The sequence below is a fragment of the Actinophytocola sp. genome (assembly GCF_036378875.1).
Lineage (GTDB): Bacteria > Actinomycetota > Actinomycetes > Mycobacteriales > Pseudonocardiaceae > Actinophytocola.
In genome coordinates this window covers 21,026-39,200 of record NZ_DASUVO010000155.1, presented here as the reverse complement: position 1 = coordinate 39,200, position 18,175 = coordinate 21,026, and the positions used below count along the sequence as shown (strand labels likewise).

14 protein-coding genes and 1 pseudogene are annotated in these 18,175 nt (G+C 68.2%); 10 read left to right on the top strand and 5 right to left on the bottom strand.

Annotated elements, in window-relative coordinates; translation table 11 throughout:
* Window positions 1–273 precede the first annotated feature (273 nt).
* Window positions 274–1,368: a ParB/RepB/Spo0J family partition protein gene (locus tag VF106_RS43760; protein WP_330845955.1), complete on the bottom strand. Its 1,095-nt coding sequence runs from the start codon at window positions 1,366–1,368 to the stop codon at window positions 274–276.
* Window positions 1,369–1,783: 415 nt separating this feature from the next.
* Here VF106_RS43760 and VF106_RS43755 point away from each other — a divergent pair, with 415 nt between their 5' ends.
* The 8 genes and pseudogenes from VF106_RS43755 (at window position 1,784) to VF106_RS43720 (ending at window position 13,059) form a co-directional block, all read left to right on the top strand.
* Window positions 1,784–4,918, top strand: coding sequence for a type 2 lanthipeptide synthetase LanM family protein (locus VF106_RS43755; protein ID WP_330845954.1), 3,135 nt, complete (start codon window positions 1,784–1,786; stop codon window positions 4,916–4,918).
* Window positions 4,915–5,094, top strand: a complete 180-nt coding sequence (locus tag VF106_RS43750) for a hypothetical protein (RefSeq protein ID WP_330845953.1) — start codon at window positions 4,915–4,917, stop codon at window positions 5,092–5,094. The genes VF106_RS43755 and VF106_RS43750 overlap by 4 nt, the downstream gene beginning before the upstream one ends.
* A gap of 89 nt (window positions 5,095–5,183) precedes the next feature.
* Complete coding sequence (locus VF106_RS43745; protein ID WP_330845952.1) at window positions 5,184–8,054, top strand: helix-turn-helix transcriptional regulator; 2,871 nt, start codon at window positions 5,184–5,186, stop codon at window positions 8,052–8,054.
* A gap of 402 nt (window positions 8,055–8,456) precedes the next feature.
* The gene (locus VF106_RS43740) at window positions 8,457–9,443 is read left to right on the top strand and encodes an AvrD family protein (RefSeq protein WP_330845951.1); all 987 of its coding nucleotides are present in this window, start codon (window positions 8,457–8,459) and stop codon (window positions 9,441–9,443) included.
* Window positions 9,440–10,129 (top strand): ATP/GTP-binding protein, encoded by a 690-nt coding sequence (locus tag VF106_RS43735; RefSeq protein ID WP_330845950.1) that lies wholly within the window; start codon window positions 9,440–9,442, stop codon window positions 10,127–10,129. Before VF106_RS43740 ends, VF106_RS43735 begins: the two co-directional genes overlap by 4 nt.
* An 18-nt stretch (window positions 10,130–10,147) precedes the next feature.
* A pseudogene (locus VF106_RS43730) lies at window positions 10,148–10,819 on the top strand (NADPH-dependent F420 reductase); the annotation flags it as partial.
* A 4-nt stretch (window positions 10,820–10,823) separates the two neighbouring features.
* Entirely contained in the window at window positions 10,824–11,762 is a 939-nt protein-coding gene (locus VF106_RS43725; protein WP_330845949.1) for an LLM class flavin-dependent oxidoreductase, read from the top strand.
* Between the two features lie 61 nt (window positions 11,763–11,823).
* A complete protein-coding gene (locus tag VF106_RS43720) occupies window positions 11,824–13,059 on the top strand; it encodes a cytochrome P450 family protein (RefSeq protein WP_330845948.1) in 1,236 nt (411 codons plus the stop codon).
* Between the two features lie 30 nt (window positions 13,060–13,089).
* Here VF106_RS43720 and VF106_RS43715 read toward each other — a convergent pair whose 3' ends face one another.
* From VF106_RS43715 to VF106_RS43705, 3 genes are all read right to left on the bottom strand, one after another.
* A complete protein-coding gene (locus VF106_RS43715; RefSeq protein ID WP_330845947.1) occupies window positions 13,090–13,482 on the bottom strand; it encodes a hypothetical protein in 393 nt (130 codons plus the stop codon).
* Entirely contained in the window at window positions 13,476–13,649 is a 174-nt protein-coding gene (locus tag VF106_RS43710; RefSeq protein WP_330845946.1) for a hypothetical protein, read from the bottom strand. The genes VF106_RS43715 and VF106_RS43710 overlap by 7 nt, the downstream gene beginning before the upstream one ends.
* Before the next feature lie 86 nt (window positions 13,650–13,735).
* Window positions 13,736–16,558 (bottom strand): AfsR/SARP family transcriptional regulator, encoded by a 2,823-nt coding sequence (locus VF106_RS43705; protein ID WP_330845945.1) that lies wholly within the window; start codon window positions 16,556–16,558, stop codon window positions 13,736–13,738.
* A gap of 448 nt (window positions 16,559–17,006) precedes the next feature.
* On the opposite strand from VF106_RS43705, the gene VF106_RS43700 reads away from it, so the two are divergent.
* Window positions 17,007–17,330 (top strand): hypothetical protein, encoded by a 324-nt coding sequence (locus VF106_RS43700; RefSeq protein WP_330845944.1) that lies wholly within the window; start codon window positions 17,007–17,009, stop codon window positions 17,328–17,330.
* A 153-nt stretch (window positions 17,331–17,483) separates the two neighbouring features.
* Window positions 17,484–17,786, top strand: coding sequence for a hypothetical protein (locus tag VF106_RS43695; RefSeq protein ID WP_330845943.1), 303 nt, complete (start codon window positions 17,484–17,486; stop codon window positions 17,784–17,786).
* A 158-nt stretch (window positions 17,787–17,944) separates the two neighbouring features.
* On the opposite strand, the gene VF106_RS43690 is transcribed toward VF106_RS43695, so the two are convergent.
* Window positions 17,945–18,139 carry a hypothetical protein gene (locus tag VF106_RS43690; RefSeq protein ID WP_330845942.1) on the bottom strand — a complete coding sequence of 65 codons (195 nt, stop codon included), beginning with the start codon at window positions 18,137–18,139 and terminating at the stop codon, window positions 17,945–17,947.
* Window positions 18,140–18,175: the final 36 nt, after the last annotated feature.

Below are 18,175 nucleotides of genomic sequence, written 5' to 3'. Positions count from 1 at the left end.
GGGAGATCAGCGAGGCCTGCGCTCCCCCTTTTTTCGATCACCAGGCCATGATGCCCGCTAAGATTAGACGTCGACAGCAACGTCGCCATAAGCGCTCTCCGATGTCGAAATGGTCTGGAATAAGTAAATAGTCCGGCCGCCTCCCCTGGCGGCATCGGTGACCTTAGGCACAGGCTCACACGGAAGCAACCGTTCTCGATACGGCACCGATCTAGCCGGCGTTCGGTGGGGAAGTTCCCCAGTCGAACACCCTTGCGTGAGCTACCGGCCCTACTATTGGATGGAATCGTCCAGCCGCGCGGCGAACTCCTCCCATGCCGAGGCGAACTCCCTGGCGAGTTCGGCGATGGTCGCCGCCCAGTGCCTGGGAACGCTGTCGAGCAGCCAACGCCAGTCATCCTCGGTGAGAGCGTGTACTCCCAACATACGCAGCAGCACTCGCCCTCCGTTGGTGAAACGCAGTGACGGATCCGCCCTCAGTCGCTGTACCACCGAGGCACACCGCCGCGCATGACGAAGCGAACGGATCGGTGCCATCGACGGTTGAGCAGTGTGGTCGGCACGGGGGACGTCGTCGACGTCCCCCGCCTCGCGCGGCCGCTGGAGAGGTTCCGGCTCCGTGACGGGCCTGCCGTTCCACGTCACATCGGAGTCTGCTGTCGGCGTGTCGCCTTTGCGCGGAAGATCCATCTTGCGGCGCACGTCATGCGCGGTACTGAGCGAGATTCCCGCCGCCTTGGCAACCTTTCGGAGCGACATCCCGGGCTGCTGGCTGATGATCTTCTCGGCGAGCACGCGCCCCAGGTTCGTGACCGGGCGGACGTGGCCGTCCATGCCGATGCGAGCACCCGGCCCGGGCAGGTCCTCGGTGGAGCCACGGCGGATCCTGCCCACGGTCTTGTGCGCGAGACCGGTCACCGCGGCTATCGCCCGATCCGACCACTGTGGATGAGAGATCAGGATCCTGCCCGCGGCGGCCTTGCGGTCGGCGAGGGACAGTGGCATCCCGTGGGTGACGTTGGCACGCACGGCGTTCACGAAAATCGCGCGTTGCGGGCAGTCGACGAATGCCGCCCGGATCGTACTACTGCCACGGAGCTGAGCGGCCCGCAGGCGGTGCACGCCGTCGATCACCGCCATGGTGGACCGGTGCACCAGGATGGGTGGCAGCGTGTCGTCGGTTTCGGCGAGCCGCCGGACGTGTTCCTCGTCCTCTCCAGTCAGACGCGGCGAGTCGCGCACCGTCAGTTCCGCGATCAACACGGTCTGGGCGGCATGGCTTTCTCCGCTCTCGGTGATGCCGACCCCGGTCGGATCGTCGGCATCGTCGAGAGTCGGCACCAGCTCCGGCGGTGACTCAGCACTCACCACCGGCTCCAGCCCCATCTCCAAGCGCGGACACGCCAATCACGAGGCGCCAATCCGCGTTTTCAGCATACGCACAGTACAAAATAGACATATCCGACAACCCCTAGATCCCCGCTGGCCCACTGACAGAAGCAACCGTCAAGAACTCCACCTGAGTCGACCTGATGCCAGACGTGCTCACGCCCGGGTGGTTGGGCGGCGGGATTCCCTGCGGCGTTCTCCATGGCTCAACACCCTGGTTAACTTCGTGCTCGCCGCCATCAGGGATTCGCCCCCATATTTTGTTCCGGCCCGCACCGCACCCGCAGAAGAGTCGGTCGGCTCGTGCGCTCGCCGCTGCTCAGCGCCACTGGGTGAGAATTTGGGGGAAGACTCCTCATGTTTGTTCGCCGCACCGCTGGCATCATTGGCTGCCGTGCGCTTACCGTCACCCGACGCCTCGGACCTGCTCCCGCCCGACTGGTGGAGCCTCGGTTTGACCTTGCGCGAACGACTGCCCGACATCAGCGGGCTCCCACGCGAGCCGTCGCGTCGCGCGTACGAACGAGTCGAGGCCTGGCGCACGGCGCACGGCCTCGACGTGGCGGACCGCACCGCTGACCGGTTGGCCGCGCTCGACACGGACGAAAAGAACCTGTTGTTGGTGCACGACGAGCCACCTGAGTCGGTGGCGGCGAGGACGGCGCGCCCGGCCTGGGCCGAGTTCATCGAACAGGCTCTCACCGCCGCGCCCCGCGGCCACGATCAGCTCCCAGAGCTACCTTCGGGCACCGCGTGGCAGGACGCCTTCGCACTACCGTTCCGGCCGTTCGTCGACGCGGCGACGAGAGCGGCCACCGCGCGGGCGGAGCGCCTCGTGGCGCCGCACGCCGCGGCGATCGACTCGTTGTCGGCCAGGTTCGCCACACAACTGACCAACAGGGTGGTGGAGCTGTCGGTCCGAACGCAGGTGTTCGTCATGAACCGGGAGCGGGCCGCCGGCACCTTGACGGGTGACACACCGGCGGCACGGTTCGAGGATTTCGTGCGGCGCCTGTGCGACGCGCGACGGCTCGCCGAGTTCTTCCACGAGTTCCCGGTGCTCGCCAGGTTGGTCGGGCAGACGTGCCAGTACTCAGCTGAGGCATTCGACGAGTTGCTGGCACGGTTCGCGCGGGACCGGGAGGAGATCGCCGCCGGCCTGTGTGACGGGGAGCCGGGCACGCTCGTCGACGTCACTGGAACCGGTGGCGACCCACACCAGCACGGCCGGTCGGTGTGGATGTTGCGCTTCGCCGAGGGTCGGGCCGTCGTCTACAAACCGCGGCCGATGGGCGTGCACGAGCGCTTCGGTGAACTGGTCGGCTGGCTGAACGACCGTGTTCCGGACCTGGGCCTGCGCACGGCGAAGGTGCTCGTGCGGCCCGACTACGGTTGGACGGAGTTCATCGAGTCCAGACCGTGCCGCGACGTCGCCGAGGTGAGCAGGTTCTACCGCCGCCAAGGCGCGCTGCTGGCGCTCCTGCACGCCATCGGCGGCACCGACATGCACTGCGAGAACGTCGTCGCCTGCGGCGACCAGCCGGTGGTGGTCGACGCGGAGACCATGTTCCATCCCGAGTTGCCGGCCGGCGGCGCCGACACCGACCCGGCCGCACACTACCTTCGCCGATCGGTGCACCGGACCGCACTGCTACCCCAGATGATTTTCGGTGAACACGGCGCGCTGGACATCTCCGGCCTTGGCGGCGATCGCGGCGCCACCTACCCGTCCGCCTCGGTGCACTGGGCCGACGCCGGCACGGACAAGATGCGTCTCATCCGCGTGCCTGGCGAGTTTCCGGGCAGCGGGAACCGGCCCCTGCTGGACGGCGAGGAGAGCGAGCCGGCGGACAACCTGCCGGCGCTCATCGCCGGGTTCCGGGCCGGGTACCGGGCAATCATGACCGGCCGGGACCACCTGACCAGACCGGACGGGCTGCTCCGCGGCATGGCCGACGAGATGGTCCGGGTGCTGATCCGCCCAACGAGGCTCTACGCCACCCTACTCGACGAGTCGACGCATCCCGACCTGTTGCGCGACGCGTTGGACCGGGATCGGATCTTCGATCTTCTGTGGGCCGACCAGGAAGCCGCCATCGAGCACCGCCACCTGATCGGCGCCGAGATGGCCGACCTGTGGGCCGGCGACATCCCGATGTTCACCACCCGGCCCGGCTCGCTCGACGTGTGGGCGGCGGACGGACGACGTTTCCCCGGCCTGTTCAGCACATCAAGCCTGGCCGCCGCGCTTGCGAAGATCGCCTCGATGGACGGGGTCGATCTGCGTGACCAGGAATGGACGATCAGGGCCACACTCGCCACGCGCCCGGGACCGGTCAGCCACCACAGCACCGAAACTCTGGCAGGCGCGACGGCCACCGGACCGATGACCCGCCAACACCTGCTCGCCGCCGCGTCCGGGATCGCCGACCAGATCGTCGCGTCCGCGATGCGGCGGGACGGCAGGACCAACTGGCTCGGCATCGAACTCGTGGACGATCAGTACTGGCAGTTGTTACCGATGGGGGCCGGGCTCGGCGAGGGCTACTGCGGTGTCGCCGTATTCCTCGCCGAGATGGCTCTGCTCACCGGATTGTCTCGTTACCACGGCACGGCCACCGAGGCCGTGCGCGCACTGCCCGGTCTAGTCAAGACCCTCACCGCGCATCCCGAGGTAGCGGGCGCAGCCGGCTGTGGTGGCCATCTCGGGCTCGGTGGCGTGAGTTACGCACTCGCGAGGCTGGCCGTGTTGCTCGACGACCCGACACTCCTCGACCTGCTGGCAGACCTGCTGAAGGTTGTCCCCCACGGGGAACCGGAATCTCCCAGGGGTGTCGCCGTCGGACTCGCCGGCGGTCTGGCCGCCATGCAGGCAGTACACGAGATGACCGGCATGGCGACGGCGGGCCGCCTGGCCGAGGGATACGCCGCCCGGCTCACAGCGCCCGGCAAGGCGGGCCCCGGTGGTGCGACCGGCTTCGCTCGCGGCGAGGCCGGGGTCGGTTGGGCCCTGCTGCGGTACGCGTCGGCTCACGACGACCGCGACCTCGCCGCGGCCGGGCATGCCGCGCTCGCCGCTGACCTCGCCCGGGACGTGTCCGACATCGGCTGGTGCGGCGGCGTTGCCGGGACGATCCTCGCTCGCGCCAGGGATGAGGACACGCTACGACAGTTCGGCGGCCCCGACGAGTGCGCCCGCCTGCTGACCGCGCGGCCCATGCTTCGCAACATGAGCATTTGTCACGGCGAGGCCGGTGTGCTCGACGCACTCTGCGCACTCGCTGGATATTCGGACAATGCGTCCGCCGCACGCACGGCACGTGCCGGTGAGGTACTCGCGACCATCGAACAGTCCGGTGCGGGTTGTGGCACACCGAACGTCCAATCTTCACCCAACCTCCTGACAGGTCTGTCCGGAATCGGCTACTCTCTCGTCCGCATCGGGTTCGCTGATCATGTTCCTTCCTTGTTGCTACTGGAAACGCCAGTGACCACAATGGAATACAAGCAAACGGGGGTTCAGCCATGAGCGAGAAAAATCAGTCGGTCGACAACGTCATCGGAGAGCTCGTCCTGCCCACCCCGCCGGCGATCGGCGTGCGGAATGCGGCACTTGGCGGCACAACCCCGCAGATGGGCGCGATCTCGATCATCCCAACCTGGGTGCCGCCGGGGACCATCAGCCTGCGCAAGCCCAACGACTGATCTTTCACATTCACCGGTATCACCCGCATGCGCGTCTGCCGGTGGAGTGATCGATTGGGGTGGTCGAAGTGTGGATTCGCTCGCCTCAGGTGATAGGTCGAAGAGCCGAACTCCGTACCCTGAAAGGAGTTCTGGACGACGCCCGCTCCGGCCGGGGTGGTGCGGTGTTCGTCGTCGGCGAGGCCGGTATCGGCAAGACACGGCTGGCGGTCGAGGTCGCGGAACTCGCGGCCGCGGACGGCATGCGCGTTCTGCGTGGGCGTAGCAGCACGATCGGCCCGATGGTGCCATTCCGCCCGCTGTCCGAGGCACTGCTGGGCGTGGCCAGGAATCACGGCCAGGATCTCGCCGACGAGATCGGTCCTTACCTGCCGGCCCTCGGTGTGTTGGTGCCGGAGTGGCAGCAGGACACCGGCGGTGGTTTCTCGCTGACCGTCATCGCGGAGGCGATCCTTCGCCTGCTGACGCACGTGAGCGAGCGCAACGGGTGTGCGCTCGTCCTCGACGACCTGCACGACGCCGACGCCGAGACACTGTTCATCCTCGAGTACCTGACCGACAACCTGGCCATCAGTCGGACGCTGCTGATCGGCACGATCAGAGACGTCCCGTCCGACGCCGCGCGCATTGCTCGTTCGGCTGCTCAACGCGGCTCGTGCGCGATGCTCGAGTTGGCCGGGCTCGACCAGGAGACCGTGCACCGGATGGCCGCGGCCTGTCTCGACGCGGAGGCGGCCGAACTGCCCGGCACCGTCGCCGAGCAACTGTGGCGTACCAGCGCCGGCAACCCGTTCGTCGTCGAGGAACTGCTGCGGGAGTGGTTCGACGACGGAAGGCTCGTCCGCAGTGGCGGAAGCTGGCACCTCGTCCGCGATCTGCCGGCCGCTGTCCCGGCCGCGCTGGTGCACAACATCGCGGTCCGCACCGAGCACCTCGGCGAACAGGGCATCGAGATGCTGTCGGCGGCGGCGACCGCCGGGCAGCGCTTTCCCCTGTCGGTGGTGCAGCGCGCGACGGCCATGGACGACCGGCGGCTACTCAGCTACGTGCGTGCCGGGGTTGCCGCTCAGCTGATCGTGCATGACGAGACGGAGCCCGGTTGGTACTGCTTTCGCCATCCACTGACCGCGGAGGCGCTCCTCGCCCAACTGACGCCGACCACCCGCGGCAGGCTCGCGGCACGGGTCGCCGACGCCATAGCGGCGTTGTATCCCGAACTCCCTGGCGAATGGTGCCCGCTGGTCGGCTCGTTGCGGTTGGCGGCCGGTGACCGGTTCGACGCTGCGGCGCTCTTCGCCAGGGCCGGGCGTCGCGCCCTCATGGGCGCCGCCGCCGACTCCGCCGTCACACTGCTCACGAAGGCGGACGATCTGCTCACCGAGCATCTCGATCTCGGCTTCCGCGGCGAGGTCCGGGAGACCCTGGTCTACGCACTCGGTGAGATCGGTCGGTTCGAGCAGGCGTTCGAGCTGGCGACCAGCTTCTCCGGTATGGCGACGCCCACGCAGGTCGTGGCGCTGCACGTCAGGATGGCCTGGCTCGCCTATCTCGCTGGGAACTACGAGGACGGCATCCACCAGGTCAGTGCCGCCCGGACCGCGCACGGCGTCGCGCCCTACGACGAGCAGCGGGCCGCGATGGATGCCGTGCACGCGAACCTCTTGTTGGAAATGCCAGGACAGGACAACATCGCCACCGCTGAGCAGTTGGCGAACCAGGCGCTGTCGTTGGCCGAACAGCACGGGGTGCCGGCGATCACATGCCAAGCACTTCAGGTTCTCGGCATCGCCGCCCGGGAACGTGACCTCGACGAGGCCGAGCGCCGGTTCGAGCAGGCTCAGCAGGTGGCCGACGAGCATCGACTGTCACTGATGCGCACACACGTGTTGGTGCGGCTCGCCGGCCATCGCGTCCTGTCTGATGCCGACACCAGCTCGCTCGAGTTGGCCAGGCAGGAGGCGACCCGCACCGGCGCGATCACCGCCACGTGCGCACTTGACGCGATCGACACCCTCAACACCGTGCTGCGGGGCGACTTCCCCGCGGCGGCTCGCCGCCTCCCGGACAACCTCGACCGGACCACGCGCCTCAAGTTGAGCGACCTGGTTCGGTACACACACGCGACGCGCGCGATCTTGGCCGCGCACAGGGGAAACCGCGTGGACATGGCGGCGGCGATCACCGATCTCGAGGAGTACGGCGGAGAGACCTCGCAGGAGATGTCACTGTGCTCCGGGTTGGCGCGCCCGTTCTGCTCCCTTTTGGAGGAGGACGTCGACCGCGCACGCCGTGAACTGGACCTGGCCGCGGAAACGGAGCAAGCCAGGCCGTCCGGATTCCACCTCACCGGACAGCACGGGCTGCGGGTACTCCTGGACGTGCTCGCGGGCGACCTCGCCCCCGATCAGGATCTCCCGTCCTCCGCGGCCGGCAGGATGCGGTGGAATCGCCAGTTCGTGCACTGGGCGACGGCGGTACAACTCGGCCGGCGCGGCGACCCAGCCGCGGCGAACCGCGCAGCGGCCTCGGCGTTGACGGCCGCCGAACCGTACCGGATGGCCCGGCACCTTGGCGCCCGGCTGGTCACCGAAGCAGCTACCGCGGATGGCTGGGGCGATCCCGTCGGCTGGCTCCGCGGCGCGGAGGAATACTTCTACCAGGCATCTGTTCCGGCGGTAGCCAGCGCGTGCAGGTCACTACTCAGAAACCACGGCGAAGCGGTCAACCAGCGCAGGACGGGCCACGAGTCGGTCCCGGCAGAACTACGCAGGGTCGGTGTCACCGTTCGCGAGTACGACGTCTTCTGCCTGCTCGCCAAACGACTCGGCAACAAGGAGATCGCCAAGCGGCTGCATATTTCTCCCAAAACGGTCGAGAAACACGTCTCCAGCCTTCTCACGAAGACCCACAGTGCCAGCCGCGTCGTCCTGTCGGAGTACGCCACGGTGATCGCGCGATGAGGACTCCATGCCCGTCTTCGACCGGGATCCCTGCACCGCGAACAGATCCGGCGAACACTCGCACAACCGACCCGACCTTGGTGAGATCACCTCGATAAAACGATGGCGCGGCAAGCCACCCGCCGACGCGTCCACTTAGGAGGCGGGCGGCACCGACTGGACCTGAGCGGCACACGGTGTCATCGCCCCTGGTCGAGGTAGCCGTTCCTGGTGACGCCGCCGCGTTTTGTGGCTGAACAACCGTGGTGTTGACGAAGTACTCGGGACAGGTTCTCGGAACGACACGGAGTGCTCCGACATGTCCTGGTGCGCGTTCGCGCGGCAAATGGGTCGGCGTTAACGTCGACGCCTGTGCGAGGAGGCAGACGCACGACTATTTGCTAGCACACGAGGTGATTTGCCATGGCTCAGTCGCGTCGCCGCTTTGAATCGATTGACGAGTGTCTGGGACCCGCGGAGCAGCGGTTCTTCGGCAGCGGATACCGCAGGGTGACTCGGCGGATCCACGACCTGAGCGTCCACAATGGCGCACAGGCCCGCGCCACCCTCGACTATCCGGCCGACTGGTCACTCAAGGACGAGGACACCGAACTGCGGCCCCATCTCAGCAGCGTCGACGCCATGGTGCTCGGCCTCGCGCTCGCCGAGGCGTACCTGATCCACGCGCACGGGCTGGACGGCCCACAACGGCGCCGGATGTGGCCGCGGCTGGTAGGGCTGAAGGCCGGTACCGCACCGCAGGAGGAGTTGACCGGGTTCGACATCGAGGTGGCGCGTACAGCGGAGGTCGGTGCGGGCGCGGTGTGCGCGAACGTCTCCGCCCTGCGGGCTCGGCTCGGCACGATGAAAGTGGCCTGCGACATCGAGCACGACGGGGCGGCCGAGGAGAGGGCTCCGAGTTTCTACGCCGCGGCCGGTGACCTGCTCGGTCCCACCGAGGACGAGTGCGTCGGTGCGGGATACCACGACCGGCGGCACGTCATGACCAATGTGGACATCGACACCGAGGAGGGGCGGTTCGCCGCGGACGTGGTGGTGGAGCCCGGGGACGCCGAGGGTGCCGGCATGGGTGCCGCGTACCAGCCGTCCCTGACCATGGTCGATGGGCTGCTGGTCATGGCGCAGCTGGCCCAGGCGCTGTTGTACGAGATCGACGTGGTCGACCGCAACCGGACCAACACCATGTGGCTGCGCAACCTACGGATGGAGGTGGAGGAGCCGCACCAGCCGCTGTCCGTCCCATGCCGCGCCTGGGCCGAGCTGAGCGACAACAAACTGCTGAGCCTGCGCGGCCGGTCCTGGCGCAAGGTCGACGTGACCGGTCACCTGGCGGGCATCTCGGTGTCAGGGTCGATCGCCCACGAGTTGCCGTTGGCGCGGACACGATGAAACTCGCCATCTCGGGCACGTACTCATCCGGCAAGACCACGACCTCGATCGCGCTGTCCCATCTCACCGGCATCCCCCGGACACACGCGAAAACCATGCGGGAGATCCTTCCCGAGGCGCTTCCCGGAAAGCGCTTGGAGGATTGCACGGCCGCAGAGCTGATCCAGCTCGGAATACGCAGGTACGCCGAGCGGGCGGTACACGAGAGCCACCTGCCGAACGGGTTCATCTCCGACGGTTCCTCCATTCATGAGTGGGTTTACGGAAAAGTGCGGATGTCGGTCGGCATCCATCCAGACGACTCGGTCGAGATCGATGTCGAACGAACGGCGGAAATGCGTTTCTTCGAGGACGTGCTGGACAATCTCGGGGCGGTCGTGAAGCAGCACGCCCAACGGACCTACGACGCGTTCGCCCACCTGCCGATCGAGTTCCCACTGGTCGCCGACGGTCATCGCCCGGTGTCGGAACGGTTCCGCCGGCTGTCCGAGGACGTGCTCCTGACCACCTTGCGGGAGCACGGGATTCCGTACCACATCGTCGGCGGTTCGGTCACCGAGCGGCTGCGCACGATCGTCGGCATCTTCGGCTTCGACACCGTGATGCCGGTGGACGAGGCCATCGCCCGGACCGATCGCGAACTGGCGGCGATGAACGTCGCCGACGAGATCGCGCGATCAGGCTGAGGACTACGAGAAGGGACATGGATGATGGAACGGACGACAGCACCGCTTTCCCTCGGCGTCATCGGGGCAGGGCAGGTCGGCAGGGCGGTCGGCGGGTACTGGGCGCGGGCCGGGCACAGGGTGTTGTTCGGCACCCGGGACCCGCGGTCACTCGGGGACACCGCCGCGGCGCTGGGCGCTGAGGCGGTGTCGGTCGTCCAGGCTGCCGAGAAGAGCCAGGTCGTCCTGCTCGCCGTTCCCTACGACGCCGTCGAACAGATCACCGCCGCGCTACGGCCCGCCCTCCGCGGGAAGATCGTCATCGACGCGACCAACCCCATGGCCGTGTCCGCGGACGGCCGGATCGTCTCCGGGCTGCCCGACCGCACCGCGGGCGACCGGATGGCGTCGTTGCTCCCTGACAGTGTTGTGGTGCGTGCGTTCAACCACGTCATCGTGGAGGCGTTGGTGAGCCGGGCGTTCGGGGTGCCGCTGCGAGCCGGAATGGCGTTGGCGGGCGATGACCCCACTGCCAAGGAGACCGTGGCGGATCTGGTGCGCGACGCCGGGTTCGACCCGGTCGACATCGGCGGGCTCGCGGACTCGGGCCCACTCGACCCCGGCGGGACACTCTTCGCCGGGCTGTACACCGCGGGTGACATCCGGACGCGGATCGCCGGCACTGGTCTGGCGACCAGTGTCGCGGGGTGATCGCATGCGTCTCGGGATCGAGCTGATCGGCAGCAGGCGTGCCGGGCACAGCGACGCCGACGTGCTGGACCGCCTGGTCCGCCAGGCGCGGCTGGCCGAACGTGCCGGTTACGACATCGTCTGGCTGCCCGAACACCACGACACGGCATGGAACATCATCGCCGACCCGCTGCTCGTCCTGACCCACCTGGCCGCCGCGACGACCAGGATCGGGCTGGGCACATCCGTGGTGAACCTCGGTCTGCACAACCCTGTCGAGATCGCCGAGCGGGCAGCGCTGGTCAACGCGGTGTCGGGTGGTCGGCTGCAACTCGGCCTGGGCCGCGGTCTGTCCGAATTGGACTACGCCGGGTACGGGCTGGACGCGCGGACCAGCTCGAAACGTTTCGAGCACAACCACAACCTGCTCGTCCACCGGTTGACCGCCGCACCGGAAACCGCCTCGATTCCCATCTGGATCGCCACCTCGGGCACCCCACGCACTCTCGACCTTGCCACGGACCATGGCCACGGTGTCCTCGTCAACGCGACCGGCGAGAACCTCGGCCGCATCGTCGACCACGTCAGGAACCGCAACCCGGACAGCTCGGTCACCCTCACCCACGGCGTCCACATCGCTGACGACGAACCCACCGCATGGACGGAGCTCGAACCCTACGTCCGCTGGTTCTGCGAGCGCCTGGCCCTGCGCCAGGTGACCCTGCCCCCACCCGATGTCCTTCGCACCACTCTCAGTCTCCTCGGCGACGCCTCGTCCTGTGCCGCCCGGATCGAGCAGACTCGCCGCAGGTACGGTTTCGACGACTTCACCGCGGCCATCGGGATAGCCGGCCTCCCATGGCCCCTCTTCGAACGCACCACCGTTGAACTGGTGGCCGCGGTCCGCGCGCGGGGGCTGCTCGGGGCATCCGCGGCGACGGTGGACAGCTTCGCGCCGCGGTGATCCAACCCCCGATTCCGTTGCCACGCCGGATGGTGACGCTGTCACGACTCTGGAGAAGATCATGGACAGCCACGCCGACGTCACCCCCTACGTCATCGATCCCTCCGGCCGCGATGTTCTCGGCGAGGCCGGTCACATCCGCGCGCTCGGTCCGGTAGCTCGCGTCGAGCTACCCGGCGGTGTGTTGGCCTGGGCGGTGAGCGACCAGGGGCTGCTCAGGCGCCTGCTCGTCGACCCGCGCGTGTCCAAGGACGCATACCAGCACTGGCCGGCCTGGATCAACGGTGAGATCTCCTCGGACTCGCCGCTGTTCCCCTGGGCGGCCGTACGCAACATGCTCACGGCCTACGGTCCCGACCACGACCGCCTGCGTGGGCTGATCGCCGGTGCCTTCACCGCACGCCGCATCGCCGCGCTGCGGCCGCGCATCGAGGCGATCACCAACGACCTGCTGAACGAGCTGACCGACGTGCCTCCTGACACGCCCGTCGACCTGCGCGACCGCTACACCTACCAACTGCCGGTCAAGGTGATCTGCGAGCTGTTCGGCATCGACGACGAGGCCACCCGCGAGGAACTGTCCCGGTGCGTGGACGTGTTGTTGAATGCCGGGAAGGCACCCGGAGAGACTATCGCCGCCTTCGCACGTCTGCGGCAGATTCTCGAGGAACTGGTCACCGAGAAGCGCGAGCGCCCCGGCGACGATCTCTCCTCGGCCCTGATCGCCGCCCGCGACGACACGTCGCCGCTGACCGAGGAAGAGCTGGTCGACACGCTGGCGTTGTTCGTGAGCGCGGGCCACGAGACCACCGTCAACCTGCTCGGCAACGCGATCGTCGCGATGCTCACCCATCCCGACCAACTCGGCCTCGTCCGCGACGGCGACGTCACCTGGGAGGACGTGATCGAGGAGACGCTCCGCAACCAGGCGCCGGTGGCGAACCTGCCGCTGCGCTACGCCGTCGAGGATATCGACATCGGCGACGGCGTCACGCTGCGCGCGGGCGAGGCCATACTCGCCTGCTACGGGGCCGCCGGACGTGACCCGCTCGTGCACGGGCCGGACGCTGACCGGTGGGACGTCACCCGCAAGGCCAAGGCGCACCTGGCTTTCGGTCACGGCGTGCATCACTGCCTCGGCGCCCCGCTGGCCAGACTGGAGGCCGCGATCGCGCTCCCCGCGCTCTTCGAGCGCTTTCCGAAGCTGACCCTGGCCGCCGAGCCCAGTGAGTTGTTGCGACTGGAGTCCTTCGTCTCAAACGGGTACCTCGCCCTGCCCGTCACGCTCACACCGTGATCCGCACGCCAACGTCACAGGATGTCTTGATCACGAGCCGGACCACCGTGGCAGGCGGTTCTCGGCGAATAAGCGAGCCTCCAGCGCGTCGGTCGGCGTGGCCCACTGACCAACGCCGCGGTGGGTTGCTGGCGGAACTGGCGGGAGCAGAACCCCCGCAGCCGGACCAGGTTGGGCAGGTGCCGGGGCAGGAACACCGCGAGCGGACACAGTAGACAGACCCAAGGTCGGGCTGGACACGGTTTTCCCAGCCGGTCCGAACGGGCTGGCGAGTTGGTTGGCCCACGCGGCGACGAACACGTCCCGCTCACCGGCCAGCAGTTCGGTGATCGCGTCCTGGTCCAGTCCGTGGTCGGCGACCAGTTGCGGGAAGGCGGCCGCAGTGTTGACGGCGGTGTCGGCGGCTTCCTGGTCGGTCAGCACGGTCGGCGGCGCCGCTTTGCGGAGCTGTGGTTGGGGTCGATGGTGGTGCGGCCGGTCCACCCGCGGCGAGACAGCAGATTCTGGTAGGTGGTGCGGATGCGGGCGCGGTGGATCGGGATCGGCACTCCGTCGACGGTCACGTCGTGCTCGGCCACCCACCGGTGCACCAATGTCGTGTTGCTCCGCAGCGGCGTGGCGAACTCGATTCGCCGGAGTGTAAGAGTGGCAACGCATCCAGACCGGGACAAAACGCTCAGTCCAGGGCATCGAGCTGTTGCTGCAGTCGTTCGGTATCGGTGTTGCGTCCTTGTTCGCGGTACAGCTGCAGCGCTTCCTGCCACACCCTGCGCACCAGGCTGTATTGGCCGAGAGCGCCGTGGGAGTGGCCGAGGCGGTCAAGGGTGTCGGCGACTCCCCTGGTGTGGCCGACGGCACGGCGCAGGGTGAGGGCGTGCTGGTAGTGGTGGACGGCCTGGTCGTGGTGGCCGGTGTGGTGGTCGATCCAGCCGAGGCTGTCCAGAGTGGTCGCCTCGCCGTCGTAGTCGTGGTGGCGGCGGAACAGGATGAGGGCGGCCTGGCAGTGGGCGCGGGCAGTGCCGTGGTCGCCCAGGCGGGCCGTGTACCAACCCACTGCGTTGAGCGCCACGGCTTCCCGCACCGGGTGGTCGAGGGTGCGGTAGAGGTCTAGGGCGTGGCGGGCGTGCTCCAGTGCCCGCCGCTCGTCCCGTCCGAGTTCACAAGCCCACGCGAGGGCGTTGTGGGTGTGGGCCTGCTGGGCGAGGTTGTGGTGCTGTTCAGCCAGGACAAGGGCTTGGTTCAGGTGGGCGATGGCCTGTACGTGCCTGCCCAGGTTGGCGTAGGCGCGGCCGAGGAGCCGGTGGGTGTCGGTACGGGCAGCCGGGTCCAGCAGGTGAACGGCGGCGTCGGCGGCGACCTGCCACACGGCCAGTGCGTCGTGGCGATGCCCTCGACGCCAGTGATAGGTGGTCAAGGCCCAGGCCAACTGCCACACGGCTTGGTGGCGGTGGTGGGCGGCTGCGGTGTTTTGGGCCGCCAGCAGATGGGGGTGGTGGATGTCCAGCCACGACAGTGCGGCGGGTAGGTCGGGTAGCGGCTGCGGGTGGACGTCGGAGTCGGGTGGGTCAAGTCGGATCGGCATGCGGTGCGGATCCAGGAGGCAGTCGGCGGTGAACGCGGTGTGCAGGTAGAAGCCAATCACTCGGGTTAGGGCCGTTTGTCGGACCGACTCGTCCAGGTCGTGGGCGAGGCCGGTGGCGTAGGCGCGGACGAGATCGTGCATGGCGTAGCGGTGGTCGGGTCGGCGGTCCACCAGCGAGGCGTCCTCCAACGCGCGCAGCACCTTCCGCGTCCGCTCCACCGGTAGACCGGTGAGGTCGGCGGCGGCGGACAGGCCGATGTCGGGTCCCGGAGCGATGCCCAGCAGGGCGAAGACCGTTTGCTGCTCGGGGGCGAGGGCACGTAGCGACCATGAGAGCACCGCGGGCAGGCTGGCGGCGGGGTCGTCGTCGTCCAGCGCGTCCAAACCCGCCTTGCGTAGTTCGGCGGTGACTTCGGCCACCGAGATGTCCGGACGGGTACGGGCGTGGCGGGCGGTGATGGTCAGGGCGAGTGGGTGGTGTCCGCACAGCGCGACCAGTTCGGCGACGGCCTTGGGTTCGGCGACCACGCGCGCGTCGCCGAGGCGTCCGGTCAGCAGGGTGCGGGCTTCGGCGTCGGTGAGGACGTCCAGCTGCAGGTGGTGGGCGCTGTGCCGGTCGATCAGCGGAGCCAGTTTGGTGCGGCCGGTGACCAGCACGGTGCAGGTCGGGCTGCCGGGCAGTAGGGGGATGACCTGGTCGGCGGTGGCGGCGTTGTCCAGCACGACCAGCATCCGCTTGCCCGCCACCAGGCTGCGGTACAGAGCCGCCTTGGCGTCCGGGTCGGTAGGGATGAGGTCGGAGACGACACCGAGTGCGGTGAGGAACCCGAACAGCGTCGTATCGGGCGGGACAGGCTGCTCGGTGGGGCTGAAGCCGCGCAGGTCCACGAACAGCTGTCCGTCGGGGAACGCCTCGGCGTGGCGATGCGCCCAGGTCAGCGCCAGCCAGGTCTTGCCGATCCCACCCACACCACCGATCGCCGCGATCGCCACCGTCCCGGCGGCCGGCGCCCCAGGAGCGGTCTCCGGTTCGGTTGCGGACACCCCAGGCACGGATGCAGACGGGTGCCGATCCGGCTCGACGGTCAACATCTCGTCCAAGCGGGCCAGTTCGACGGCTCGGCCGGTGAACAGCCGAGGCAGTGCCGGAAGTTGCCGGGGCACCGGCATGTCCGAACTCCACACCGCCGATGTTCCGTCGATTGTCACCGGGGGCGGCGTGAGGGCGGGGTCGGTGTCGAGGATGCGCTGGTGCAACCCTTGCAGTGTGGTGCCGGGCTCGGTGCCCAGTTGCTCGATCAGCCGGTCGCGCAGTTGTCGATAGTGGGCCAGGGCGTCGGCGGTGCGTCCAGCGCGGTGCAGGGCCAGCGTGAACTGGGCGGCCACGCGTTCGTCCAACGGCCACCCGGCGGCACGGGCGCCCAGGGTGGCCACCAGGTCCTCACCGTGGCCAAGGCGCAGCAGGGCGTCGGTCAGATCACACTCGGCGTCCAGGCGCTGCTGGCGCAGTCCGCGGCGTTCGGCGAAGGCCCAGTCGCCCTCGATGCCGATCAGGGCGTCTCCCTGCCACAGTGCCAGCGCCTGTTCCAGCAGCACCACGCGCTCGGCGTCATCGGCAGCGCGTGTACGGGCCTTCAAGCACAACTCGTGGAACCGGTGCAGGTCGACCACCGACCGCTCCACTTCCAGGACGTACCCGCCGGGATGCCGCACCACGGCACCGACGCCCAGGATTCGGCGCAGGCGGGAGAGGTAGCCCATCAACGTCGCCCTGGCACGCAACGGCGGGTGTTCCCCCCAGACCCGGTGGGTCAACATCTCGACCGACACCACGCGACCGGCGTCCACCGCCAACGCCGCCAGCACGCACCGCTGCCGAGCGGGCCCCAGATCCAACGCCACACCGTCGACAACCACCGCTATTCCACCCAACAGACGAAACACCACCACCTGCACCCCCTGTTCGCACCACTTCCCCGACAGCGTGCATATCGGGTCCTGACCTGCGACTGCAGGAAGTCGCAAGCGATTCACACAATCGGTAGCGCATCGTAGGACCCCATACGGCCCGCGACCCACAAACGGCCGCCGAACGGTTCCGGAGATCAACCCATGTGTTTGACGTCCAAGTAGACGGCTCCGGCCGCCGCAGCAGCCCCCTCGCCCTCGTGGCCACCGCGGCACCGGCGTCAGTCACCGCCCTCGTCCAGTCCGCAGCACCCGGACGTCACGCCAAGCCCGTCTTCCCTCACTCAACCTGAGCGATTGTTCTGCCTTGAAGAACACATGAATGCAGCCTCGAGAGAGGTGGCAAATAGGATTTTCGTGGTCATCCGGAATACATTTCGTTGGAAGGAAGTTATCCATGTCACGATTCTCCGCCGCCGCCAGTCGAATTGCGGCATCGACTGTGCTGACCGGCGCAGCCGTGCTCGGCGGTGCGACCGCAGCCCAGGCCGCACCCGCCACGGCGCTGGCCCCGTCGGGCTGCGTGGTGTCGTCGCTCAGCAACGGGGTCGACGTCTTCTGCAGCGGAGGCTTCGGCACGTACCGCGGTGTCGTCCGGTGCGACCGCAACCTTCTGCCTGACTACGACCGCTATGGGCCGTGGGTGAGGCCTGGCAGCTGGTCCTCGGCCTGGTGCAACTCCGGCGACCGCGCGTTCAACCAGGCGATGCAGACCGGCTGAGGCGACCTCCGGCATGACCGCGCCCCCATCCACCCGACATCCGCGATCGAGGGCTCCGCCTGTCCCGCATGCCGGACCACGAACAACCGAACCACCACACGAGAGGAAACCATGCCCGGGAAACGACCCTTATCGACCGCCCGACGGATCGGGGTGACCGCTCTGTTCGCCGCGGCCGCCTTCGCTGGCGGCACCACCGCAACCGCGGTGGCCGCTCCCACCGGTCCGACCGTGGTCGCGGCGCCGTCGAACTGCACCGTCTCCACTTTGTACTCATCGGTATCCGCGTACTGCGCGAACGGCACCGGCGAGTACCGTGCCTACACCCGGTGCGATGCGACGCTCTGGCCCGACTACAACCGCTACGGGCCATGGACCCGCGCCGGGTCCGGGCCGAGCACAGCGTACTGCGAGGACATCGACAGAGCCTTCAACTACGGCGTCCAAGTCCGCTAAGGCCTGTCCTCAAAGCAGTTATGGTTGATCTGCTTTGATCCTCGATCGTGATGTGCAGTCACGAGTTCTGGCACTGGCCGCGCAACGGAAACCTCACGACACCGGTATCCCGAGTCCACGTAATCGCCCGGACGATCGACGAACTCGACCGCGAGGTGTCAATGGACTCCAGCATCGTGCGCGCCTACCAGCACACCGCCGAGCCCGCCCCACGAACACGCCCGCGACCCACGCAGGGGTGTTCGTGCGGCGGGCACAGCGAGGCGGGCGACCTCGTCGCGCTGCAGCTCCGGCCCTCGCCGGACGGTGCCGTCGTCGGCGAGCCCGACCACCGATTCTGCGCCGGTTTCCACCGGACAGCAGGGGAAGAATTTCCCCCACACGAACGA

Coding starts and splice junctions, on each gene's coding strand:
- VF106_RS43750 (WP_330845953.1), top strand. CDS start 4,915: ATGAGCGAGAAAAATCAGTCGGTCGACAACGTCATCGGAGAGCTCGTC.
- VF106_RS43740 (WP_330845951.1), top strand. CDS start 8,457: ATGGCTCAGTCGCGTCGCCGCTTTGAATCGATTGACGAGTGTCTGGGA.
- VF106_RS43735 (WP_330845950.1), top strand. CDS start 9,440: ATGAAACTCGCCATCTCGGGCACGTACTCATCCGGCAAGACCACGACC.
- VF106_RS43725 (WP_330845949.1), top strand. CDS start 10,824: ATGCGTCTCGGGATCGAGCTGATCGGCAGCAGGCGTGCCGGGCACAGC.
- VF106_RS43700 (WP_330845944.1), top strand. CDS start 17,007: ATGTCACGATTCTCCGCCGCCGCCAGTCGAATTGCGGCATCGACTGTG.
- VF106_RS43720 (WP_330845948.1), top strand. CDS start 11,824: ATGGACAGCCACGCCGACGTCACCCCCTACGTCATCGATCCCTCCGGC.